Source organism: Sorangium sp. So ce385, assembly GCF_051474135.1.
Classification (GTDB): Bacteria; Myxococcota_A; Polyangia; order Polyangiales; family Polyangiaceae; genus Sorangium; species Sorangium cellulosum_D.
The window spans coordinates 7,923,692-7,947,040 of record NZ_CP150337.1; the positions used below are offsets into that span (position 1 = coordinate 7,923,692).

General features: G+C 71.5%; 15 protein-coding genes. 9 read left to right on the forward strand and 6 right to left on the reverse strand.

All coding sequences use genetic code 11. The features are described 5' to 3' along the window. Positions 1 to 191 precede the first annotated feature (191 nt). The 4 genes from WME83_RS28825 to WME83_RS28840 all read left to right on the forward strand — a co-directional run bounded on the left by WME83_RS28825 (position 192) and on the right by WME83_RS28840 (position 5,128). Positions 192 to 911, forward strand: a complete 720-nt coding sequence (locus WME83_RS28825) for a hypothetical protein (RefSeq protein WP_437312909.1) — start codon at positions 192 to 194, stop codon at positions 909 to 911. An 81-nt stretch (positions 912 to 992) separates the two neighbouring features. Continuing rightward, positions 993 to 2,435, forward strand: a complete 1,443-nt coding sequence (locus tag WME83_RS28830; RefSeq protein WP_437312910.1) for a DUF2252 domain-containing protein — start codon at positions 993 to 995, stop codon at positions 2,433 to 2,435. A 625-nt stretch (positions 2,436 to 3,060) separates the two neighbouring features. After that, positions 3,061 to 3,822: a helix-turn-helix domain-containing protein gene (locus WME83_RS28835; RefSeq protein WP_437312911.1), complete on the forward strand. Its 762-nt coding sequence runs from the start codon at positions 3,061 to 3,063 to the stop codon at positions 3,820 to 3,822. A 91-nt stretch (positions 3,823 to 3,913) separates the two neighbouring features. Then, on the forward strand, positions 3,914 to 5,128 hold the full coding sequence (locus WME83_RS28840; RefSeq protein WP_437312912.1) for an FAD-dependent monooxygenase: 1,215 nt from the start codon (positions 3,914 to 3,916) through the stop codon (positions 5,126 to 5,128). A gap of 374 nt (positions 5,129 to 5,502) precedes the next feature. Here the strand turns inward: WME83_RS28840 and WME83_RS28845 are convergent, their stop codons facing one another. Further along, the gene (locus tag WME83_RS28845) at positions 5,503 to 7,203 is read right to left on the reverse strand and encodes a tannase/feruloyl esterase family alpha/beta hydrolase (RefSeq protein ID WP_437312913.1); all 1,701 of its coding nucleotides are present in this window, start codon (positions 7,201 to 7,203) and stop codon (positions 5,503 to 5,505) included. Positions 7,204 to 7,401: 198 nt separating this feature from the next. Continuing rightward, the gene (gene eutB, locus WME83_RS28850) at positions 7,402 to 9,648 is read right to left on the reverse strand and encodes an ethanolamine ammonia-lyase subunit EutB (protein ID WP_437312914.1); all 2,247 of its coding nucleotides are present in this window, start codon (positions 9,646 to 9,648) and stop codon (positions 7,402 to 7,404) included. A 744-nt stretch (positions 9,649 to 10,392) separates the two neighbouring features. Between eutB and WME83_RS28855 the strand changes: the two genes are divergently transcribed. Then, positions 10,393 to 11,247, forward strand: coding sequence for a hypothetical protein (locus tag WME83_RS28855; RefSeq protein WP_437312915.1), 855 nt, complete (start codon positions 10,393 to 10,395; stop codon positions 11,245 to 11,247). Positions 11,248 to 11,356: 109 nt separating this feature from the next. On the opposite strand, the gene WME83_RS28860 is transcribed toward WME83_RS28855, so the two are convergent. Then, on the reverse strand, positions 11,357 to 11,902 hold the full coding sequence (locus WME83_RS28860) for a response regulator (RefSeq protein WP_437312916.1): 546 nt from the start codon (positions 11,900 to 11,902) through the stop codon (positions 11,357 to 11,359). Between the two features lie 25 nt (positions 11,903 to 11,927). Between WME83_RS28860 and WME83_RS28865 the strand changes: the two genes are divergently transcribed. Together WME83_RS28865 and WME83_RS28870 are read left to right on the forward strand one after the other, a co-directional pair. Continuing rightward, complete coding sequence (locus tag WME83_RS28865) at positions 11,928 to 13,256, forward strand: ATP-binding protein (RefSeq protein ID WP_437312917.1); 1,329 nt, start codon at positions 11,928 to 11,930, stop codon at positions 13,254 to 13,256. A gap of 149 nt (positions 13,257 to 13,405) precedes the next feature. Then, positions 13,406 to 15,445 (forward strand): membrane dipeptidase, encoded by a 2,040-nt coding sequence (locus WME83_RS28870; protein WP_437312918.1) that lies wholly within the window; start codon positions 13,406 to 13,408, stop codon positions 15,443 to 15,445. A 117-nt stretch (positions 15,446 to 15,562) separates the two neighbouring features. Here the strand turns inward: WME83_RS28870 and WME83_RS28875 are convergent, their stop codons facing one another. Beyond that, the gene (locus WME83_RS28875; protein ID WP_437312919.1) at positions 15,563 to 15,967 is read right to left on the reverse strand and encodes a hypothetical protein; all 405 of its coding nucleotides are present in this window, start codon (positions 15,965 to 15,967) and stop codon (positions 15,563 to 15,565) included. 687 nt (positions 15,968 to 16,654) lie between these two features. Here WME83_RS28875 and WME83_RS28880 point away from each other — a divergent pair. Beyond that, positions 16,655 to 16,936, forward strand: a complete 282-nt coding sequence (locus WME83_RS28880) for a pyrimidine/purine nucleoside phosphorylase (RefSeq protein WP_437312920.1) — start codon at positions 16,655 to 16,657, stop codon at positions 16,934 to 16,936. Positions 16,937 to 17,536: 600 nt separating this feature from the next. Here WME83_RS28880 and WME83_RS28885 read toward each other — a convergent pair. Both WME83_RS28885 and WME83_RS28890 read right to left on the reverse strand, forming a co-directional pair. Beyond that, positions 17,537 to 21,400: a serine/threonine-protein kinase gene (locus WME83_RS28885; protein ID WP_437312921.1), complete on the reverse strand. Its 3,864-nt coding sequence runs from the start codon at positions 21,398 to 21,400 to the stop codon at positions 17,537 to 17,539. A gap of 45 nt (positions 21,401 to 21,445) precedes the next feature. Beyond that, complete coding sequence (locus WME83_RS28890) at positions 21,446 to 21,589, reverse strand: hypothetical protein (protein WP_437312922.1); 144 nt, start codon at positions 21,587 to 21,589, stop codon at positions 21,446 to 21,448. 386 nt (positions 21,590 to 21,975) lie between these two features. Here WME83_RS28890 and WME83_RS28895 point away from each other — a divergent pair, with 386 nt between their 5' ends. Further along, a complete protein-coding gene (locus WME83_RS28895; protein ID WP_437322059.1) occupies positions 21,976 to 22,866 on the forward strand; it encodes a serine/threonine-protein kinase in 891 nt (296 codons plus the stop codon). Positions 22,867 to 23,349 lie beyond the last annotated feature (483 nt).

Genomic DNA, 23,349 nt, shown 5'->3' on the forward strand with positions numbered 1-23,349 from the left:
GTCTGGGATCGCGACCATGAACCCAGCGCCAGCCGGGCAGTCGCACTGAAAGCGACCGCCCACGTCGGCGCGGCGACGACATGCTCCGTCTTCGCTACGGCGAAGAGCCGTAATTGATGCGAGGTGCGCCGATGCCCGTGGCTGGACCGCTCGATCGCTTTCCGCTCTGGTTGCTCTCGGGGGTCACCCTCGTGGTCCTCCTGCTCGCCGTCGAGGGTGGCTATCGGCTGGGGGCGTACCGGCTGCGTCGCTCCAAGCAGGAGCACGGGGCTCACGTGCTCGCTCTCGTCTCGACCACGATGGGCTTGCTGGCGCTCGTCCTGGCCTTCACGTTCGGCCTCGCGGCGACCCGCTTCGAGGCCAGGAAACAGATGGTCGTCGACGAGGCCAACGCCATCGAGACGACCTACCTGCGCGCCGGCCTGCTCCCCGGCGACCGCGGCGCCAAGGTCCGCGGGTTGCTGCGTGACTACGTGGAGTCGCGTCTGGCGGTGGTGAGGCTCGGCAACGTCGAGCAGGCGATGCGGCGCGCGGAGGAGCTGCACCGGGAGCTATGGAAAGAAGCGGAGGCCGCCGGACGAGACCAACCCAGCTCGCCCGTCGTGGAGCTGTTCATCGAGTCGCTGAACAGGACGATCGAGCTCAACGCAATGCGCGTGAAGGTCGCCGTCCGGGGCGGGATTCCAGGGGTCATGTGGACGGCGCTCTTTACGGTCGCGATCTTGAACCTGGCGGCCGTCGGTTATCACGCCGGTCTGGTCAAGACGCGCCGGTCCCCCACGATGGCGACGCTGGTCATGAGCCTCTCGATCGTCCTGATGTTGACCGCCGACCTCGACCGCCCGCAGGAAGGGGCTCTGACGGTGAGCCAGCAGGCGATGATCGATCTGCGGCGCACGATCGGCGATTGAGCATCGCTCGTGCGTCGGGCGGACCGGCGAGGATCGGAACGGCGCCCCGCCCGACCTGAAAGGAGGAGCGCCGAGGGAGGGATGGAGATGGCCACCGTAGACGGATCATCGACGGTCACGGGGGAGTTGGCGATACCGCACCTCTCCGCCGAGGAGCGCGCGGCTCGCGGCAAGGCGGAGCGCGCGGAGATCCCGCGCGCTGCCCACGCGACCTGGAAGGCGCCGCCCCATCGGCGCGATCCGATCGCGCTGCTGGAGGAGCAAGCGACGACCCGCGTGCCCGAGCTCGTGCCGATCCGCTACGGCCGGATGCTGGTCTCCCCGTTCACGTTCTACCGGGGCGCCGCGTGCGTGATGGCCTCCGATCTGGCGGCCACGACGCGCTCGGGCCTGAGGGTGCAGCTCTGCGGCGACGCACACCTCTCGAACTTCGGGGTGTTCGGATCCGCCGAGCGGCGCCTGATGTTCGACATCAACGACTTCGACGAGACGCTCCCAGGACCATGGGACTGGGACGTGAAGCGGCTGGCCGCCAGCGTGGAGCTGGCCGGGCGCGACAACGGCTTCTCGAAGTCGTCGCGCTCCGACATCGTCCGGGCGACCGTCCGCGAGTACCGCGAGGCGATGCGGAGCTTCGCGGCGCTCCGCGACCTCGACGTCTGGTACGCGAGCCTCGACGTCGAGCAGGTCTTCGACCGGTTCCGCTCGTCGGTGGGTCGCAAGCGTCTGCACGTCACCGAGCGCAACCTCGCGAAGGCTCGGACGAAGGACAGCATCCAGGCCTACGAGACGCTGACCCACGAGGTCGGCGGCCGGCGGCGGATCATCAGCGATCCTCCCCTGATCGTCCCGGTGGACGAGCTCTTGAAGGGCGTGGCCCGCGAGCAGATCGAGCAGCAGATGCGCGAGATCCTGCGCGGTTACCGCCGCACCCTCGAGGCCGATCGGCGGCACCTGCTGGAGCGGTACGAATTCGCGGATATGGCCCACAAGGTCGTCGGGGTCGCGAGCGTCGGCTCGCGCGCCTGGATCATCCTGCTCCTCGGCCGTGACGATCAGGACCCGCTCTTCCTGCAGGCGAAGGAGGCGCAAGCGTCGGTCCTCGAGCCGTTCCTCGGAAAGAGCGAGTACAGCAACAGCGGCCAGCGCGTGGTGGCGGGCCAGCGGCTGATGCAGGCCGCGAGCGACATCTTCCTCGGCTGGCAGCGGGTGGAGGGCGTCGACGGCGTCGCGCGCGACTTCTACGTGCGCCAGCTGCGCGACTGGAAGTTCTCGGTGGACATCGCCGCGCTGGATCGGGTCGTATTGACGACGTACGGCCGTCTCTGCGGTTGGACCCTCGCGCGTGCGCACGCGCGCTCGGGCGATCGGATCGCGATCGCGGCCTACCTCGGGAAAGCGGACTCCTTCGACAAGGCGATCGCCGCGTTCGCGGTCGCCTACGCCGATCAGACGGAGCGCGACCACCAAGCGCTGGCGGCCGCGGTGAAGAACGGACGCATCCAGGCCGAGACCGGGCTCTGAGCGGCGGGCGCGTCGTCGGCCGCACGAAGCCCTCGCTCACCGACACGCGCACGATGCCGGCCACCGCCGCGTCACGGGCGTCGCGCCGCAGCGCCTCGAGGCCCAGCTCGAGGTTTTCCCCCAGCCCCACCAGCCCGAGCGCCTCGGCGTCGACCTGTACGCCGCCCGCGGGCATCGAGTGCGGGCGCGGCCGCTCCGGGCTAGTTCTCTGACACGATTCTGTTGAACCAGTGGGACCCGAAAACTCGCTCGGCGTCGCGGACGGTGAACGTCCAGTTGATCGTGCGACGAGCCCGGTCGGCGGCTGCATTCCACTGCCGGACGCGAGGCCGCAGCTCCGCGAGCGTTGGGATGCGGTTGCGACCGAGGCGGCCAAACGTACTGACTTGCGCCGAGCAGCGCTCGCATCGGCTTGCTGACGCTCAAGCCATGCCGAGCACGCGCAGGCGTCGCATCCCGGAGTATGCTATGCATGCAGGCTATGCGTCGCACGCCTCAGCACCCCCCTCCCCGCGTTCTCACGCTGGACGGGTTCGGCGCCGGGGGCTTGCCCTTGTGTGTCGTTCGCGTCCCACGACAAAGGCGGCCCACCCTGCCGCCCGGGCCGCTCGTCTCGACCTTCTTCATGGTTTTCGTGCTGACGGCGGGAAGGGGGCGAGGCCGTCATCTGGAGCAGGTCAATCTTCATGCCGGGGATATCCACCTCATCCCCGCGGGCGTGGAGCATCAGCCCCTCGATGTCGGCGACCTGGAGGGATGGATCGTGGGCTTTGATCCGACGCTGCTGAGCACTCCGGAGCGGCTGCCGGGACGACCACGAATCCGAGGCGATGCGAAGGACGCGCCGGTGCGCAGCCTCTTTCTCCGGGGACTGCTCCGGCTGCGACCCGGAGAGCCCCGGCGGCAGCGAATCGAGCGCCTGGTGGCGGAGATGGATACCGAGCTGCGAGAGGCCCAGTGGGGCGCGGACAACGCCGCGCTCGCATTGTTTACCCTCCTGATCACGGAGCTCATCCGCGAGCTTTCGGAGCACGCGCCTCTGGCGTCGCCCATGCTCAGCGGGCTCGTGCAAGATGCGCTCAGGTTCATCGAGGCGCACTGTCTGGAGCCCCTCTCGCTTCAGGACGTCGCGTCGGCGGTCGGGCGCACGCCTTCGCACCTGGCCAACGCCATCCGCCGGGAGACAGGGCTGACGGTGGGGGACTGGCTGCGCGAGCATCGCATAGCCGAGGCCCGGCGGCGGCTCCTGGAGACGGACGCGAGCATCGAGAGCATCGCAGACCAGGTTGGCTACGCCGACGTCACCCATTTCATTCGCACCTTCCGGCGCGCCCAAGGGATGACCCCCCGGGCCTTTCGCGATCAGCGCCGCCGCCCCGGGCCTTGAAGGCCCCGCCATCCGACCCCAATCCAGGCCGATATCCGCCCCAAGCCACGCTCTGCCGGCGTGCGCCGTCGATGGCTAGAGTCAAAGCATCATGACGACTTCAGCAACCCACGGGCGCCGCGTTTTGATCGTTGGACTTGGCATCGCCGGCATCGCCACGGCCCTGCGGCTGCACAGGGCCGGCTGGGAGCCCGTGATCATCGAGCGGGCCCCCGAGCGCCGCAAAGGCGGCTACTTCATTGCCCTCTTCGGCACGGGCCAGGCGTCCGCCAAGCGGCTCGGCGTGCTCGAGGCCATGGGCAACCGCAAGCACCCGCAAACCAAGACGTACGAGGTCGACCGGGCCAATCGTCGTCGCAAGGGCATGACCTTCGCCGACGTGCCCGGCGAGCCGCGCATGCTGCTGCGCGGCGACGTCGAGAATGCGTTGTTCAACGCGCTGCCGGAGCGGGTGGAGATCCGCTTCTCGACTGTCCCCACGGGGATGGATCTAGGAGGTCGCGGCGTCGATGTCACGATGACCCACACGAAGACCGGCGAGACCGAGACCGCGCACTTCGACCTCGTGGTGGGGGCTGACGGAATGCGCTCGACCGTCCGGAAGCTCGTCTTCGGCCCGCACGAAGATTTCCTCTACCCGCTAAATTACATGATCGGGGCGGCCATCCTGAGCGAACCCGTCCGCGGCTATCACCTGCATGATGGGCTGGTCCTTGCCGAGGTCGGCCGGTCGGCGTGGGTATTCCCCTTCGCGGACCACAACCCAGGCCTGCTCTTCTCCTACCGCGTGGACGACATCGATGCGCAGTTCCGGGGGACCCCCATCGAGTCGCTGCGCAGGGCTTACGGACCAGAGCCGGCAGGGCCCGTGCTGAGGCAGCTCCTCGACGATTTCGCGGCCGCAGACGAGTACCTGTTCGACTCGGTCAATCAGGTTCGCATGAATTGCTGGCACAAGGGGCGGGTCGTGCTGGTCGGCGACGCTGCGTGGTGCTTGACGCTGTATTCAGGGATGGGCGCTTCGACCGGCATGGCCGGGGGTGAGCTTCTGGGCAACATGCTGGAGAAGTACCCTGAAGACGTGGGGCGCGCGCTCGTCGCCTGGGAGGAGAAGCTGCGCCCGTTCATCACGAGCCTGCAGGCCGACGGGCTGAGAATGAGGGCGCTCTTCACACCGTCCGGGGAAGCTCAGCGGATCCTGCGCGCGGCGTTCGTCCGCCTCGCCAGCTCCCCCGTCACGCGCCCGATCTTCCGACGACTGACCATCGATGACCAGCTGAAGATGCGCGACATCGTCGCGCAGTAGGTCCCTCTGTCTCGCGTGTGGTCGTCGCCACCTCCAGCGACAACGCCGATCGTAGTGCCCCCGCCGACACCGCGGGATCTCGAGGGCCTGGATCCGCCGTGCGACCGGCATGCCGAGCGGTCCCTCCTTCTCGCGTCGGCGCAGTGCCTGCTGGTCCTCCTGGCTGAGCTGGAGTCCCCTGAACCTGGCCCTCGGCTGCTTTCGTTCTTCGCTCACGCCCCCCAGACGCACGAGCCGAACGAAACGGATCGTCAACACCGAGGCGCGGCACTAGTGCTTCGACACGGTTCTGATGAACCGTCGACATGCTCGGAGCCAGCCGTTTCGTAGGGGTTCCGAGCGACAGGATGGCGCACCAGGGCCGCGGTGCGGCACTAGTTCGCCGTGCACGCGAAGGACGCGGCGCTATCCATGTCGCCCGAGCCTTTGTACTGGGGCCATGTTGGATAGGTACAAAGGGGCCTGGTTCGGCCCGGGACGCCCGTCGTGTCGACGACGATCTGGTCCGTCGCCGGATCCGCCCCCTCTTCGACCCAGCTCTCGAGCGCGGTCAAGTAATCCCACCCCGCGGTGAAGACCGCGCTCACGGAGTGACCAAACCCAGGAACCTCATAGTATCGAAGGAAGGAGTCGACCTCGTCCGCCCCCATGTCCGTCCGCAAGCGCGAGTAATAGGCCTGTACGGCGCGCGGGCTGACGAGCAGGTCCTCCGTGCCTTGCAGCATCAAGAGCTTCCCGCCCTTCGCGGCGAAGGCGGTCAGATCGGCGTCCGCGACGTCCAGCGCCGAGAGCTCGGTCACCCGTGACGCGAAGGCGCCGGCGTTCGACACATCGAACGTCAGGTAGTCGAACGCGGCGTCCCTGGCGACGGCGTAGCGGATGAAGCCGTCCGCGAAATGGGCGCCGTACGACATGCTCTCGGTGACCGGGAACCCCGGCGGCGCGCTCCCGAGCCCGATCGCGGCCACGTGCGGCTGGAGCGGCGAGCTGCTCGCCATGCCCAGGTCCGAGATGAACGCGTTGAACCCGGGGAAGCTCGCCTCGCCGCTCGCCAGCGGAATGTCGAAGGGCACCTCTCCATTCGCCTTGCCGAGCGCCGTGAGCTGGGCGTCCGACAGGCAAGTGTCCCCCGCGTCGACGCCGTCCGGGCACCGGACAGGCGCGCCGTTCAGCGACGCGGTCGACGGATCGAACGTCGCGTTGCAACCCCGGACGTCGCTGATCACCCCGTCGCTCGCGCCGTCGAGCGCGTCGCAGGCGGCCACGGCGGCGCGGTACAGCACACCGCGCTCCTCGGGGTTCAGGTAGGCGCCGGGCGCCGCGAACGCCTGGAGCATGGCGAGGCCGCCGACCATCGCGGTCGTCACGTTCCGCGCGGGGTAGAGCGCGACGCAGCCATCCCAATCCGCTGGCCAGCGACCCGCGACCGCCAGGGCTTGCCGTCCCCCCGTCGAGCTGCCCAGGAAGTACGCCTTGGTCGGGGCGTCGCCGTAGGTCGCCTCGACCACGGCGATGGCCGCGTCGCGCGTCTTCTTCAAGGCATCGGACACCCAGTTCGCGTACGCCTCCTGGTTCAGGGCGAAGGATCCGTCGAGGGGATTCGATTGATGACCAGAGTCGCTGGCAAACACCGCATAGCCACGCCCGAGCGGCGTCACCGCGTCGGGCGTGGTGTTCAGCGGATTGCCAGCGACGTCCGGGATGATCCCGCAGAACCCGCCCCCGCCCAGCATGACCGCCTTCGAGTTCCAGTCGGCGGGGAGCGCGACCTGAAACTTGATGTTGGGCGCCGTCGGATCCACAGGCATGATGTCCCCGGACACGAGACAATGCTCGCCGACCGCGCCCTGCGCCGCGTTCAGCTGGGTCGAGGTGACGACGGCGCCGGTCGTGGGCAACCCGATGGAGGCGCTCGAAATCTGCATGTTCGCGAGCTGCGCGCAGCGGACCGCGAGCGGCGGCGCGGTGTCCGGCGCGGGGCTGCCGTCGTCTCCGCTGCAAGCAGCCAGGCACCCGAAGGCCAGCGCGCTCGCGGTGGCGGTCCATAAGCCGTTCTTCGACGCAAAGGAAATCAATGTGGCCTCCGATCCCATCGAGGCTCTCGTGCTCGGCGCTGTCTTGCCCGCGAGACCGAGCGCCCTCATGCCCGTACGATGCTGTCCCGCGCCCTCTTCGGCAAGGAGCAGTCTTGGTAAGCCGATCTCCATCCATGCAAAGCCAAAGCGTGCCGCTCGGCGACGACCTCCGCGCGCTCCGCCGGCCGCAGGCGGCGCTCAGGCGGCGTCGCGCGCGAGCAACGCCTCCAGCCGGTTGCCGGCCGCGCGGCGCGCGAGCACCTGCGCGACCTTCTCGACGATCGCGCCGCCCGCCTCCGCGGCGGGCAGCCCGCCCGCGTGGATGTTCGCGATCACCGTGTACTCGAAGCCGATCGCGGGATTGCCGCTGAAGGCGGCGGCCGCCTCCTGGTCCACGCCGGGCGCGAGGCGGTAGGCGAGGTAGGCCGAGAGGCTGCGCGAGGCGAGCTCTCCGCTGCCCGGACGCTCGCCGAGCAGCATCACGACCAGCCGGGCCCCGAGCCCCTCGGCGACCGCCTCGGCGAGCTTCACACGGCCATGGCGCGCGAGCAGCGGCCGGCCGACGGTCACGCCGCGCGCCCCGAGCCCGTCCAGGAGGACCGGGAGCAGGTCGGGGAGGTTGTGGTGGACGGCCTCGGCGCTCAGGCCGTCCGACACCACGATCTGCACCTGGGCGCCCTCCGGCGCGAGCCGGGCGGCGCTCTCCGGGGAGAGGCGCGCGCCCGCGTCGGCGGAGCCGAGGTGCTCGTCCTTGCTGCCGGCCATCGTGGTGAGGACCCGGAACGCGGCGACGCGCGCCAGCTCGTCCTCGCGCAGCGCGCTCTCGAGGGCCCCCCGCGCGATGGCCTGATCGAGGCGCGCCCGCCGGCTCACCGCGTTCGCCGGGCGCGGGCCGGCCGTGGCGAAGCCGTAGGCCGCGGGCGTCGCCGCGACCAGCGCGGCGAGCTCCGCCTCGTCCCGGCAGAACTGCCGCACGTCGCCGAAGCGCGGCCCGCGGGTGATCGCGCCCGCCGTCGCCTGCCCCTCCCCTTGCTCATTCCCTTGTCCATCCCCCTGTCCATCCGCCGCGCGCGCCAGAATTCCCCGGTCGAGCGCCCACGCCAGGAACTCGTCGCCGGGCGCGCGGCCGTGGAGCTCGCGCAAGGTCTGCACGTCGTGCCCGCTCGTGTCGCAATAGGCGAGCATGCGATCGGTGTTGAGACAGACATCCATGTAGTAGCTGGCGCCGGCGGCCGTGAGGAGCTGGGTCGCCATCTGCTGGCCCTCGAGCGTGACGTGGGCGTGGAGGGTGTAACAAGGGGCCATGCCCATGGGCACGCCGAGGAGCTTGCCCATGAAATGGTCCTGGAGGTTCGCGAGGATCATCTCGCGATCGTCGAGGTGCGTCTCCGGGCCGATGAACCCGGTGACGTTGTTCACCATGAACGGGTCCCACCGGCGGGCGAGCCCGTAACAGAGCGCCTCGGCCGTGGCCATGTCGACGCCGCTGTGCTTGCCATAGGTCAGCTCGCTCCCCTGGCCGGTCTCGAAGTACATGAACTGCTCGGCCTGGCCCGCGAGCGGGCCGCGCGCGGCCAGGCGGCGATAGCCCTCGTCGATGAGGTCGACGGTGATGTCGAACTCGGTGACGCAGCAGGCCTCGGTGCCGGCGAGGCTCTGGAAGAGGATCTCCACGGGCGCGCCCTGGTCGAGCGCGGCGAGCTGCGCCTTGAGGTGCGAGAGGCAGCAGATCTGCGTGGGGACGCCGGTCGCGCGGCGGATGCGGTCGAGGTGGCGGAGGATCGCGGCGGTGCTCTCCACCGTGCCGGCCGCGGGGTTGACGCCGAGCAGCGCGTCGCCGGCGCCGATGGAGAGGCCCCAGTAGGTCAGCAGGGCGATGCCGCGCGGATCGTCGGTGGGGTGGTTCGGCTGGAGGCGCGAGGCGAGCGTGCCGGGGGCGCCGAGGCGCGTGCGCGCCCGGGTGGGGCGGCTGATCTTGCGGGCGATGTAGATGAGCTCGTGCACGTCGCAGAGCTTGGCCAGCGCCGCGGCCATGACCCCGGTCAGCGCGCGGCCGAGGCGCGCCACCTCCGGGCCCGGGGCGCGGAGCAGCGCGTCCTTGAGCTCGCCGAGGCGCAGCGAGGCGATCCGCGCGAAGGCGCCGCGGTCGATGTCGTAATTGACCCGCATCACCGCGTCGACCTCGCCCCGCTCGTCGGTGAGCGGGTGATCGTGGAGGTGCTCCAGGGTCAGCTCGCCGAGCAGCTCCCGGGCGGCCTCCCGCGCCGCCTCGCTGGGCGCCGCGAGGCCGGCCTTGCGGTCGCCGGCCTTGCTGGCGTCGGCGGCGCCGAGGAGCCGCTTCAGGCCGCGGAACGAGGCGTCGTGGCCGGGCAGGCGGGCCGCGTACCTGGCGTCCGGGCGGGCGCGGGGGACCTCGATCCGGTCGAGCGGGATCAACTCCTTCACGGCGCGCGCCTCCCTCCACGGGATATGCCTCGAGGGACGTCACGGCGTCATCCCGCAGAACGCGACCGGCAGGACCTGATCGCGCATCCGGCCAAGCTGCACGTAGTGACCGCCCCGGGCGTGCACCTCCTCCCTTTCCGAGGTCGCCTGTTTCGATCTCGAACCGACCCGCCCCCCTCCCGAGGCCGCCCGTCTCGATCTCGAACCGACCCGCCCCCCTCCCGAGGCCCCCCGTTTCGATCTCGAACCGACCCGCCCCCCTTCCCGAGGCAGCGCCGCCACGTCGCGACCTCCCCGCGCCGCCTCCAGAGGCCCCATTTTCCGGTTCCGCATCGACCCGCCCCCCTTCCGAGGCTGCGCCGCCACGTCGCGACCTCTCCGCGCAGCCCGCCGAGGCCCCGTTTTTCGGTTCCGCACCTGTCCGCTCCCCCTCCCGAGGCGGCGCCGCCACGTCGCGACCTCTCCGCGCCGCCTCCCGAGGCCGCGCGCCTCGGTCCCGCACCGGCCTCCGAGGCCTCCCCAGGCCAGCCGGCACGCGACGACCGCTCCACGCTCCCCTCCCGACCCACGCTCCTCATCGGCAGCGCTTCAACATGCCTGAAAGAGTCCAGCGCACGCGCCAGCAACGCAAGAATCCAGCGCAGCCCCCTGCTTGACGCAAGTGACCACAGGACTTCCCTTACCTGCTCACCAGCAATGCCGCTTCAGGCATTGCCCGCATCACCCCAGCAGGAGGTGTCTCTCATGTTGAAGCATCTGAATCTCGACGAGATGGTCGCGCTCCTCTCCCCCTGGGTCGACGATCCCAAGCAACGCAAGCTGTTCCTGTCGATCCCCGAGATCGCGGCGCTCCACCCGCGGGTCGTGGAGGCCCACGAGGCGGTGGTCGCGGTCCAGCCGAGCAGCGGAGCCGGCGCGGCGTCGAAGCTGCGCGCGCTCGTGGACGAGAGCAACGAGGTGGACCGATGCCACGACCACCTCGCCAGGGCCGTATCGTACGGTATCGACACGCACCGCGAGCTCTGCCTCGCCGAGGCGCCGGCCGACGCCGCCCGCGCCGCGCAGTGCGATGGCGTCCAGAAGAAGCTCTTTCCCAACGGCCTCGCCATCCTCAACGCCTCGCCGCTCGCCGAGGCGGGCAACACCACCCGCATCGCCCGCCTCCTCGAAGAAGAGCCCGAGATCGTCGACTTCCTGAGGTCGATCCCCGCCCGCGGCAAGGCGTCGCTGCTCGACGTCGTGAAGCGCTGGCTCGCCAAGGGCCGGGAGCTCCAGGCGCTCGAGCGCGCCCGCACGGAGATCGAGGCGACCCAGGCCACAACGCCCGTCAACAAGACCACCATCCAGGCCGCACGCAGCCAGTGGTTCAAGGTCGTGTCGCTCGTGCTCTCCAACCTCGAGGTGTCCCGCGCCCCGGCGCGAGACATCGAGATCATCCGCGGGCCCGTGCTCCGGGCCTCGGATCGCGCGGGCAAGCGCTACGCGAGCGCCTCGCCCGACGAGGCGCCGCCGGAGGGCGAGGGGCAAAGCCCCGCTCCCGAGCCGAGCGAGGTTGAACCGGGTGGGGCCGAGATCGGCGACGAGCGCGAGCTGCGCTGATCGATCGACCTCGAGTCGGGTCGCGTCGCGCCGACCAGCACGAGCGGATTCGTCCCTCCGATCCCGCCGCCCTGAGCCGCTGTCGCAGCCCTGAGCCCAGCGCGACCGGCTACGATCGACGCCGGAGGATGTGCTGGAGGAGCTGGCGGGAAATGCTCAGGAGCTGCGCCGCCTTTCGCCGGCTCCCGCCAGCGCGTGCGAGCGCCTCGTCGACCATGATGGCGCGGACCTGCTCCTCGACCTCCTGGATCGATGCCCGGCCCACCGCCGCGCGCACCTGGGGGCGGAGATCCGGGGGCCGCGTGAGCGCGTCATCGATCGCGCGCTCCAGCGCCTCCAGGCTCAGCGGCTTGGCGAGGAACGAACGCACGCCCATCTGCGCGAGATGGAACGACACCGCGGGGCTCGCCGATCCGCTGATGGCCACGATCGTCGGCGCGACCGGGTAGGCCATGGCCCGCTCCACGACGTCGACGGCGTTGCCGTCGGGGAGCATCACGTCGGCGATGATCCCTTGAAATTCCCTGCCAGGGAGCGCGGCGTGGGCCTCGGCCACCGACGCGCAGGCGACGACCTCGACGCCGCGCGCCTCGAGGGCGTCGCACAGCGCGCGCCTGAGCCTCACGTCATCCTCGACCACCAGCCAGCGGGGCATCGTGTGCTAGCGTGCCATCCCGTCGATGCGGGCGCATAGCGCGAAAGTGGCGGAGCCGGCGAGCCTCCCGGCGCTGCTGACCGGCGTTCAGCTCGACGCCCTCATCACGCGCGAGGCGCTGCGAGGCGAGCGCACCGCCTCGATCGCGCGGAGCGTCTTCTGCGCCGCCATCCTCGCGCGGTTCGTCGCCCTCGGCGGCCTGACGCTGCCAGGCTTTTACCCGCGCTCCGTCATCGAGGTGCCGCTGCTCCTCGGCGCGGTGGTCGCCTCGATGTACGTGTGGCGGACGAGCCGACGAACCGACGCGCCCCCCCACCTGCTCCTCGTCTCGGTCGGCCTCGACGCGCTGCTGTGCTTCGTGGCCCTCCTGCCGAACGTGATCTGGCCGTGGGAGGGCTACCCGGGGCTCTTGCAGACCCCGGACATCGCCGCGCTCTTGCTCACGATCGTCGCGAGCGCATTCCGGCTCGTCCGCCGGGCCGTGCTCCTCGCGGCGGCGGCGAATGTGCTCTCCGCGCTCGCGCTCATCGCGCTAGATTTCGCGCTGAACGGCGGCCGCCGCGGGTACTGGACGACGGCCTGGCTGTTCCTGATCCTGCTCCTCGCCGCCGTGTGCGCGGCGCTCCTCGTCACGACGCGCGCGCTCCGGGTCGTCGAGGTGGGGGCGCGCGCCGCGCTGCGCGCGGAGCGCGCGCAGCGGAACCTGAGCTTCGTCCTGCACGAGCACCACGACGTGAAGACCTCGCTCTCCGCCGCCCTCATCGACACGGATCTCCTGCGGCGCGAGCTCGCCCGGGGCGAATCCGCGAGCGCCGAGCGCATGCTGCGGAAGGTGGAGCAGCTCCGCGAGAGCATCGAGGAGGTCGCCTCGGCCATGGGGCACATCCGCGAGCGGACGACGCGCGAGCTCGACGCGCTGCGCGCGACGGCTCCCGCCGAGATCGGCGAGGCGGCGCACGGCGCGCTCCGCGCCGTCCAGCGGCGCTACCAGGCGGTGAAGATCGACATCACGACGCGCGCGGAGCGCACCGCGGTCCTGTTCGCGGGGGGGCACGACGCGCTGGAGCGCGTGCTCCTGAACCTCCTCGTCAACGCGTGCGAGGGGACCGGCGAGCGCGGCGCGTCCAGCGTGACGCTGGACGCGCGCCCGCTCGGCGGCGGACGGGTGGCCGTCGAGGTGAAGGACGACGGCCCGGGGTTCCACGACACGCCGAGCCCGAAGCCGGGCGGGTCCGGACAGGGGCTCGGCTTCGTGGTCGGCATGGTGGAGTCGAGCGGTGGGCTCGTCCTGCGCGCCAACCTGCCGCAAGGCGGCGCCAAGGTCACGCTCGAGCTGCTCGAAGCGCCGGTGTGAGCGCGAGCGCCGCTCCGGCGCACGGTGCGTATCCAGGGCGGCAAGAAAATTTGCCCTTATCGTGCCGCTGGCCCTCCGGTACTTGCTGGCGCCGAAGTGGATCCTCGCCCGGGCTCCGCCGCCCGCAACCCTCTGGAGGATGATTCGGTATGAAGAGAACCGGCCCGATGACAGGTCCTGCATGGGCGACACCCTGGAGCGCGCTCGCCGCGGTCACGCTGACGCTCGCGGCCCCCGGCCCGGCGAGCGCGCAGGCGCGGCGCTCGCCGATCTTCGAGTCCGCGCTGAGCGCTCCCGGCCGACCGCTGCGCGGGTTCGTCGATCTCCACACCCACCCGATGGCGCACCTCGGCTTCGGGGGGCACGTGCTCCACGGCGCTCCCGACGTCGACGTGCTCATGGCGCCGGGGACCATCTACGACCCCAGCGGTCAAGGCACGTCGGGCGCCACGTGCAACGGGTCGATGCGGCGCGCCGCCAGCATCGCGGAGGCGCTGGGGACCAGCTACAGCACGCACCGAGGTCACGATTTCTTGAAGAACAAGTGCGGGAATCACGTCCGCCAGATCGTGCTCGGGGAGATGGCGAAATCCCACGGCATCCGCTCGTTCCAGGTCGAACGCCCCGTGGGCTATCCGACGTTCGCGCACTTCCCGGCGCACAACGATATCCTGCACCAGCAGATGTGGGTCGACTGGATCCGGCGCGCGAAGGAGGGCGGCCTCCGGGTGATGGTCGCGCTGGCCGTCAACAGCCGCACGCTCGCCCACGGCGTCGAAGCAAACCCGCCCATCGACGACAGGGAGTCGGGCAATCTCCAGATCGCCGAGCTCGTCCGCTTCGTGGGCAAGCACGACACGTGGATGGAGATCGCGCGTTCATCCAGCGATCTCCGGCGCATCGTGGAGAAGAACAAGCTCGCGGTGATCGTCGGCGTCGAGCTGGACGACATCGGCAACTTCGTGTGGAACAAGACGGCGCCGACGGAAGCCCAGATCCGCGCGGAGATCAGGCGCCTGCACGGGCTCGGCGTGCGCTACGTGTTCCCGGTCCACCTCACCGACAACCTCTTCGGCGGCACCGCCGCCTACGAGGACGAGGTAGCGCGCGCCAACCGCTTCCAGACGGGGAAATGGTGGGACCTCGAGTGCTCCCGCGGCGAGGGCATCACGAAGCGCATCCGGTCGGGGAACGATCTGTTCAAGCTGATGAAGCTCGGCGACGCCGGCGGTCACATCCCGCTCCCGAGCTGTCAACCGGGTGAAGGCCACAAGAACCGGCTGGGGCTCTTGCCCATGGGCCGCGTCGGCATCAACGAGATGATGAAGCTCGGGATGGTCATCGACATCGATCACATGTCCCAGAGGATGGTGAGCGACGTGCTCGCGTTCACCCGCTCGACGCCCGGCGGCGCGTACCCGCTCGTCTCGGGGCACAACGGGCTCCGCGGCTCGAGCGGCAACGAGAACGGCCGGACCAACGACCAGTACATGGAGATCGCCGCGCGCGGCGGGCTCGCGGGCGTCGGGTTCGGCGGCTCCGACGCCCGGAGCTTCCTGCGGAACGCAGCCGCCGTGGCGGCGATCGCGCCGGGCGGCAAGCCGCTCCAGATCACCCTCGGCTCGGACATCAACGGGATGGTCGTCCTGCCGCGCTCTCCCGAGTGCCAGGCGCCCCGGGACCAGGTGGTGACGGTGCCGGGCGACGCCTGGAGCCACCCGCCCGCGCAGCTCCGGTGCACAGGGGGAGAGATCGACGTGCGCTCCGCGCGCATCGGCTGCCTCGACATCCAGACCAGCGGAAATCTCACGGGCATCGTCGGCCGCGCCTGCAACGCCAGGACGTCCTGCTCTTACAAGGCGCCGTCTCCCGACGAATACAGCCGCGCCGGCGTCCGGGCCGCGACGCGCATGTTCTGTACGCAGGCCATGGAGATCGTGTACCGATGCGTCGATCCGGCCGCCAAGGCGTGCGTCGATTACTCCAGGTTCCCCAAGGCCCAGATGGGGGGCCGCTCGTGGGATTACAACGAGGAGGGGGTCGTCCACATCGGGCTCTTCCCGGACTTCCTCAAGCACATCGAGGCGCTCCCGGGCGGAGAGCAGCTCGTCGACCGGCTCTACAACGGCGCCGAAGGCTTCGCGCAGATGTGGACGAGGGCCGAGGCGGTCGGCCGCTCCGTCCCCTGATCCGTACACGCCCGTCCCGGAGCTGGGGCGATCCGACCGGGGTTGGCCTGTGGGGCGACCCTGGGTCGGGTCGGATCCCGTTCCGCCGCCAACCCGGGTCGGGTCCGGGTCCCGCCGCTACTGGCGCAGCCACGCCACGATGAACTTGGTCGTGTTCGCCCCCGGGTTGAACGCGTCGCCCTCGCGGATGCTCGCCGAGAAATTGATGACCCGGGCCCCGGACTGGGATGCGCTATACCCCAGAGCGCCGTTGTGGCCATCGATCTGCACGGTGATCGAACCGGGGACGATGTCCGTCGCGCTGACGAGCTGCGTGAAGCAGCCCCGCGTACCAGGCCAACCGCTGTTGCACTTCACCGTCGAGAGGCTGATCTGGAGCGCCTGCTCCGCCTCTCCCACGGCCTCATCGCTCAGGGCCTCATCGCTCAGGGCCTCGTCGCTCAGGCCCTCATCGCCCGCCTGTGCGACGCAGCCGCCGAGCGCCATGGAAGAGAGAACGGCGAGCACCCCGCTGATCTTCATGAGAAACCTCGTACCCCGACCCTCCCCGCTCGACCGGGCTCGTCGGTCATCTCTGGGCCGGGCCACGGTGAGGTTGTCCCGGGATTCGAGGAGTGTGCCTTCTTCGCCCTTGATGTCGTGTGTCACGCGCTGCCTCCATTCATACTTCCGGTGTCTGCCGCTTCAGCGGAGTGGCCGTGGTGAGCGTCTCGTCGGTGTCACGCGCTGCCCGCGCGCGGGCCCCGGAATCCGATGTGCCGCCGAACCATAGAAGCCAGGGATCCCCGCCAGGGTCAGCTACCGGCAGTGGTCTCTCTCATGCAGGTTGTCGCCACTGCAGGGCCTGTCACGAGGCGGCTTTGCCCATGACGAGCGGCCCTTCGGGCGTCGCTGCGTCGCGGAGCTCGCGCGAGACCGTGCCTTGGCAACGCGGTAGTACCGCATGGTCAGAGGCACGATAAGGGCAAATTTTCTTGCCCCGCCTGGCAAATCTTCTTGCCCCACCTGCGTGCGCACCGCGCGCCCGAGTGGCGCATGCGTTCACCCCGTGGGCGGCTCCAGGCTGCGCTTCTCCTCGTGAGCCTCGCCGCCGGGGCTGCCCGGCGCGCCCGGACGGCCTGATGCCGGCGGCAGCTCGCGGCCGCGGCCGCGCGGCGACCGGGCGAGTCAGCGCTGGCCTCTGGGCGCGGGACGCGGTAGGAGGGCGCCATGCTCAAGCACAACAGCTACTTCAACGGCAGCGTCCAGAGCGTCGGGTTCGAGCGCCACGGGCGCCGGCAGACGGTGGGAGTCATCGACGCCGGCGAGTTCCATTTCTCGACCGAGGCGCCGGAGCGGATGACCGTCGTCGCGGGCGAGCTCGCCGTCCGGTTCGACGGCTCTCAGGAATGGCGCGCGTACCCGGCGGGGACGTCGTTCGAGGTGGCCGGCAAGAGCGGCTTCGACGTGAAGGCCGCGCAGCCCACCGGGTATTTCTGCGAGTTCCTCTGAGCCGGGCGACCGCCGGCGCGTAGCGAGCCGCGCGTCTGCCGCCTCCCGTCTCCCCTCTCTCGTCTCCCGTCTCCCGTCTCCCGTCTCCCGTCTCCCGTCTCCCGTCTCCCCTCTCCCGTCTCCCCTCTCCCCTCTCCCCTCTCCCGTCTGCGTGCGCGTGCGCGTGCGCGTGCGCGGTTATGCCGCCATTCCTTCACCGGCGACAAATTTCGTGAGCATCGCGACGACTCGATCCAGCAAGATCTTCCCGTCTTCCCATCAGCAGACAGCACGAAGCCCGCCACACGACAGACATCCAGGAGGACACCGCTGCTATCGCGCTTTCATGAGCAATGGCGTAGAAGCGTGCTGAGCTATTCACGGAGCCCCACTCTCCCCGAGGCAGGCGCGAGGGATGACTCCATAAGGAACGGGGACGAACCGGAGCGCGCACGAGCACGCGCACGAGCACGCGCACGAAGAGGAAGACGGAAGACGGAAGACGGAAGACGGGAGACGGAAGACGGGAGACGAGAGAGGGAAGACGGGAGCCGGGTGGCGGCAGGCGGAAGACGATAGTCGGCGGAGTGGGTTCCCGTCCCGGCGCCTTCAAGCGCCGGCCTACGCCCCCAGCCACCTGCGCTCGATCTCCAGCGTCGCCGCGTTGTCCGGCACGTTGCCCAAGAACCTCGCCCGCCACGCCGGATCCCCGATCTTCCTCGCCCGATCGAGCAACCGCTCCCGCGCCGACGCGATCGCCATCATCGCCTCCCGCCGGTGACCGCACGCCGAGAGCGCCTCGGCGTGCGCGAGCCGCACCAGCGACTCGCCCACCTCGGCGCCCACCGACTCGAGCAGGCAGAACGCCTCGGTCGTCGCCGCGAGCGCGTCCACCGCCTGCCCCGCGTCGAGCAGCGCCCGCCCGAGCACCGCGTACGCGAACGCGCGCAGCGGCGGCGCGCCGTACAGGATCGCCACCGCGGCGCGCGCCTCGCGCTCCGCGCCGCCCAGATCGCCCGACTGGAGCAGGATCCTCGCGAGGCACGTCCGCGCGGCGCCCTCCCGGCGCGCGTCGCCGAGGCCCTGCGACGTCGCGATCGCCTCCTCCGCCGTCCGCCGCGCCTCCTCGACGAGGTCGAGCCGCGCCAGCACCGGGCCGAGGCCGAGGAGCGCCCCGAGCCGCGCGTCCGACAGCCCCATCCGCTCCGCGTCCGCGAGCGACGCGCGCAGCGCCGCCTCGGCGCCCTCGAAATCGCCGAGCTCCGCGTAGCAGGAGCCGAGGTTGTTCCGCGCCCAGCAGGCGTTGCGCCGATCGCCGGCCTGCTCGAACGCCGCGAGCGCCGCCTCGAACCCCGCGAAGCTGGCGCCCGGATCGCCGCCCGCCGTCGCCCGGTACGCGCGCGCCTCGTGGAGCCGCGCCAGCACCTCGACCTCCAGATCGGTCTCCTCGGCGTCCTGCTCGATCGCGTCGAGCAGCTCGTCCGCGAGCTGGTACCGCCCGCCGAAGAGGAGGCGCCCGGCGCCCGCGCACAGGCACACGCTGCGCGCCGTCCGCGCCGAGCGCCGCGGCTCCGTGGTCTGCGCGACGCGCAGGAGGCGCTCGACCTGGTCGTGGTTGCCGCGCTTCGAGGCCGCGAGGATCATCTGCGTGAGCGCGGAGAACCACGGCGCCGACCCGGGCGAGAGCCGCTCCAGCGCCTCCATCCCCCGCCGCTCCGCCAGCGCGAACTCGCCGCGCCAGAGGTGCGCTTCGGCCTGGCAGAGCCGCAGCGCCCCCGCCGTCGCCTTCGACGCGCCGCGCGCGATGCCGCGCTCCACCCGCTCGATCACCGCGCCGAGATCGCTGCCGAGCAGCGCCTGCTCGGCCGCGCGCAGGGTCGCCGTCGCCGCCCGCGCCGGCTCGCCGCCGCGCTCGAAGTGCTCGGCCAGCGCCATCGCGTCCGCCGCCCCCGTCCGCTCCAGCCACTCGCCGGCGAGCCGGTGGCCGAGGCGGCGATCGTGGTCGGTCAGCATCCCGTACGCCGCCTCGCGCACGAGCGCGTGCCGGAACCGGTACTCGATCACCTCCGGCGCGCCCTCCACCGAGCGCCGGACGATGAGCTCCCGCGCCTCGAGCTCGGCCAGCAGCCGGTCGACCTCCGCCCGGCCCACCAGCGCGGCGACCCCGTTCCGCGAGAAGCTCTCGCCGAAGATCGCCCCGGCGCGCAGCACCCGCCGGGCGCCGACGTCGAGCGCGTCGAGCTCGGCCTGCACCATCGAGAGCACCGTCTCCGGCAGGTCCGCGCCCTTGCCCGCCGCCGCGGCGCGGATCTGCTCCTCGAGGTAGAACGCGTTGCCGTCCGCGCGCTCCACCAGCGTCGCCACGAGCGCCGGGCTCTCGCGCTCGCCGAGCACCTGGCGCACGAGCCGCTCGCTCGACCGGCGCGAGATCCCCGCGAGGCGGAGCTTGTGCCCGCGCCGCTCGTCCCAGAGCTTCGGGAAGAGCTCGTGCACCTCCGGGCGGCCGAGCGCCATCACCATGAACGGCCGGTCCTTCAGGTTCCGGAGCGCGGCGTCGACCATCGTGATCGTGGGCAGGTCGCCCCAGTGCAGGTCCTCGAGCACGAGCAGGACCGGGTGCACCGCGCACTCGGCGCGCAGGAAGTCCTCCCAGGCGAGGCGCAGCTGGTCGCCCATGAGCATCGGGTTCCGCCGCGCCGCCCGGAGCTGGACGTCGTCGTCCGGGAACGGCGCGCCGACCAGCTCGCCGAGGAACGTCGCCACCCGCGCCGCGTCGAGCGACGCGTGCCGCTCGACCCGCGCCCGCACCTTGCGCCGCCGCTCCTCGACGGCGTCGGTCTCCGAGAGCCCGATCGCCCGCCGGAGCGCGTGCGCGAGCAGGCCGAACGACGAGCCGGCGCTCATCGGGTCCACCTGGCCGAGCCACACCTCGACCGGCTCGCCGTCCTCCCGGATCGCGCGGACGAGCTCGTGGCGGAGCCGCGATTTGCCGATGCCCGCCGGCCCGGTGACGAGCACGACGCTCGGGGTCGACTCCTCGACGCACCGGGCGAGCTCGTCCCGGATCAGCGACAGCTCGCGCTCGCGCCCGACGCACGACGTGGCCTTGCCGAGCAGGAGCGGCACCTCGTCCGGCCCCTCGCGCGCGCCGTGGAGCCACTGGCCGGCCTCGTCCGCGGTGATCTCGAAGCGCGCCCCGAGCAGCCCCGCCGTCACCTCGTCGATGCGGATCGCCGCCGCGCGGGACGGGGCGCGGCGCTCGGGGAGCAGCTGGACGACGCGATCGATGAGGTCGCCGATCGGCATGCGCGAGGCGATCTCGGCCCTGCCCGTGACGACCGCGACCGGCGCGCCGCCGAGCAGCGCCTGCACGGCGAGCGCGCAGCGGGCCGCGCGGGCCGCGAGGTCGGTCGTCGCGCCGGCGCCGGAGAGCACGACGAGCGGCAGCCGCGCCTCGACGAGCTCGAGCTGGCCCTTGTAGCGCGCCGCCGTCGCCGAGAGCGCCTGCGCGCGCGCCTGCTCGTCGACCTCGGGGAGCGCCGCCTCGACGGCGGTGGGGCCGAGGCCGTCGCGCGCGAGCACGAGGCACATCACCTTGCGCTCGCCGGTCGTGAGCTCCGGCGGGCGGATGGAGCTGGCCGGCGGGCGGACCGAGATCGCCGCGGGATCCATGAGCGCGGCGAGCTCGGCCGCGACCGCGTTGCCGTCGCTCGGCCGCCCCTCGGGCGACTTCGACAGCATGCGCGTGACGAGCTCGTCGAGCGCCTCGGGCACGTCCTCGCGGAGCCACCTCAGCGACGGCGGCTCCTCGAGGAGCACCTTGACGAGGACCGCGAGCCCGCGCGCGCCGCGGAACGGGGCGCGCCCCGAGATGCACTTGTAGAGCACGCAGCCGAGCGCGAAGACGTCGGCGCGCGCGTCGACCTGGGCCTCGCCGCGCGCCTGCTCCGGCGCCATGTAGCCGGGGGTGCCGAGGATGGCGCCGGGCATGGTGAGCTGCTGGTCGATGCCGGACATCCGGACCACGCCGAAATCGATGAGCGTGATGCGGTCGATCGCGCCGCCGACGAGGAGCAGGTTGCTCGGCTTGAGGTCGCGGTGGACGACGCCGAGCCGGTGCACCGACCCGAGGGTGGTCGCGACGCGCCGGGCGAGCTTGAGGCTCTCGTCGAGCGTGAACGCCTGCCGGGCGAGGCGCTGCGAGAGGGTCTCGCCGGTGAGCCACTCCATGGCGAGGTACGGGTGGCCGAGATCGGTGACGCCGTGGGCGATGTACCGCACCACCCCCGGCACCCGCAGCGTGGCGAGCGCCTGCGCCTCGCGCGCGAGGCGGCTGGAGTCCTGGGAGGCGGCGTTCTGGAGGACCTTGAGGGCGACCGTCTCGCCGGTCGTGAGGTCGTAGGCGCGGAAGACGTGGCCCATGCCGCCGGCGCCCGCGAGCTCCACGATCTCGAACCGGCCGTCGATGACGTTTCCCGCTCGCATTGCCCCTGCCGCCGCTCCCCGCGGATCGTCCGTCCTGTGTGGGAGCTACGCGAAGTTCACGAGAATGGCCAGCGGTTCGGGGGTGGTGGCCAGTCGCCGGAGCCGCGCGCCGCGAGGCCCCGCCTCCTCGATACAATCACCGCCGATTACCGCGCTCCAGCGCGCATCGTCGCCAGAGAGCGCGGCCACGGGCAACTCTACGGCGTAACTCCACGGCGCAGCGACGCGCCCGCGCGCCCCCCGCCCTCGCGTCCGGCCGCGCCCCGCGGCGCCCCGCCGCGCCCCGCCGCGCCCCGCCGCGCCGCCGCGCCCCGCCGCGACGGCACGCCCGGCCGGCGGCGCTCGCCTCCGCCCTCGCCCACGCCACGAGCCATTTCGTCCAGGCGACCTCGAGCGCAGCGGCCGGGCGATGCGGCGTGGCAGGTGTAGGCATGGCCGCCTTTTCACCCCGCGACGCGCGCGGCGCTTCCTCTGTCGCGCCCGCGTGATAAATGAGCTTGTCTGGGGACTGGGGGGAGGCGACCGGAACGCGCTGGACCCCCTTTGTCAAGCGAAGGAGGCCGCTCTTGTCAATCGTGCCCGGAACCGTACTGCTCCAGCGCTACCGCGTGGTGCGTCATCTCCGCCGCGAAGGCCTCGGTGAAGTGTTCAGCGCCGAGGACGCGAGCGCTGGCCGCCGCGTCGCGGTGAAGGTGCTCGGCGAGCCTCCGGTGCGGCTGGACCCGGGGGGCGTGCTCAGCGCGCCGGAGCGCATGCCCCTGGAGGAGGCCGAGGCGCGCTTCCGGCGCGAGGCGGCGGCGTGCCAGCGGCTGCAGGGCCCGCACACGCTGCCGTCGATCGACGGCGGCAAGGACCCGGAGCACGGCCCCCTCCTCGTCTTCGAGCTGCGGGAGGGCGAGCTCCTCAGCGACCGCCTCGCCCGGCAGGGGCCGATCCCGTTCGCCGCCCTGCACCCGCTGGTCGAGCAGCTCTGGCTGGCGATCGCCGAGCTGCACGAGATTGGCATCATCCACCGCGACATCAGCTCCACGAACGTGCTCCTCGACCGGGGCCCGGACGGCGAGCGGCTGACGCTGCTGGATCTCGGCTCGTGCAAGCTCCCGCCCGCGCTCGCCGACGAGGTGGTGAGCTTCCCGGGCCGGTGTCTCGGCGATTTCAGGTTCGCGCCGCCGGAGCAGCTCGCGAAGGGCAAGACGGTGGATCACCGGGCCGACCTCTATGCGGCCATGACGGTGGTCTTTCAGGCGCTCACGGGCGAGCTCCCGTACGCCGCGCGCAACCTGATGATGCTCGCCGACCTGAAGACGAGGACGCCGCCGCGCCGCCTCGGCAACCTCATGCCGCCGCCGGTCGACAAGCATGTCGAGGTGTTCGTGAACCGCGGTCTCGCCCACAGCCCGGACCGCCGCTTCGCCAACATCGCCGAGGTGATCGACGGCTGGCGGGGGCTGCGCCCCGCCAGCTGAACGTCGCGGCGGCATCCGCGCCGCGCCCCGCCGCTCCAGGCTGGACGACCCCGAAGGCGATCGCGCCGCGCGCCGCGGCAACGCCCTCTCCGAGCAGGAAGGCGGCCCGCGGCGCCGTGCGCCTCCTGCCTTCCCGCTCCCCTGCCGATTTCTCCGCGCGCCCCTCCGCGCCCCACGACACCGGCTGAGCCCGCCGCTCCGACGGCGCGCCCGATCGGACGGCGGCCCCCCAGCGCGCCCGCGCTCCGCTGCGCCTTCATCGAGACCGGCAGCGCAGGGGTCCGTCGCCCTGCGGGCCGCGGCGGCGCGCTCCTCGGGCCGCGCCCGCTCCGGCGACGTCTCACGCGCTGCAGCGGCGTTCCGGTGCGGGAGCTCCCGCCAGCGCTCCGTTCGACCAGCAGCCGCGGCTGACCATTGCGATAGCGGCCCCGGTTTTCTCATCATCTCTTCGAATCTGCTCTTCGCCGCACAGGCCGGTTGCCT

Coding starts and splice junctions, on each gene's coding strand:
- WME83_RS28830 (WP_437312910.1), top strand. CDS start 993: ATGGAGATGGCCACCGTAGACGGATCATCGACGGTCACGGGGGAGTTG.
- WME83_RS28835 (WP_437312911.1), top strand. CDS start 3,061: ATGGTTTTCGTGCTGACGGCGGGAAGGGGGCGAGGCCGTCATCTGGAG.
- WME83_RS28840 (WP_437312912.1), top strand. CDS start 3,914: ATGACGACTTCAGCAACCCACGGGCGCCGCGTTTTGATCGTTGGACTT.
- WME83_RS28855 (WP_437312915.1), top strand. CDS start 10,393: ATGTTGAAGCATCTGAATCTCGACGAGATGGTCGCGCTCCTCTCCCCC.
- WME83_RS28860 (WP_437312916.1), bottom strand. CDS start 11,902: ATGCCCCGCTGGCTGGTGGTCGAGGATGACGTGAGGCTCAGGCGCGCG.
- WME83_RS28865 (WP_437312917.1), top strand. CDS start 11,928: ATGCGGGCGCATAGCGCGAAAGTGGCGGAGCCGGCGAGCCTCCCGGCG.
- WME83_RS28870 (WP_437312918.1), top strand. CDS start 13,406: ATGAAGAGAACCGGCCCGATGACAGGTCCTGCATGGGCGACACCCTGG.
- WME83_RS28875 (WP_437312919.1), bottom strand. CDS start 15,967: ATGAAGATCAGCGGGGTGCTCGCCGTTCTCTCTTCCATGGCGCTCGGC.
- WME83_RS28880 (WP_437312920.1), top strand. CDS start 16,655: ATGCTCAAGCACAACAGCTACTTCAACGGCAGCGTCCAGAGCGTCGGG.
- WME83_RS28885 (WP_437312921.1), bottom strand. CDS start 21,400: ATGCGAGCGGGAAACGTCATCGACGGCCGGTTCGAGATCGTGGAGCTC.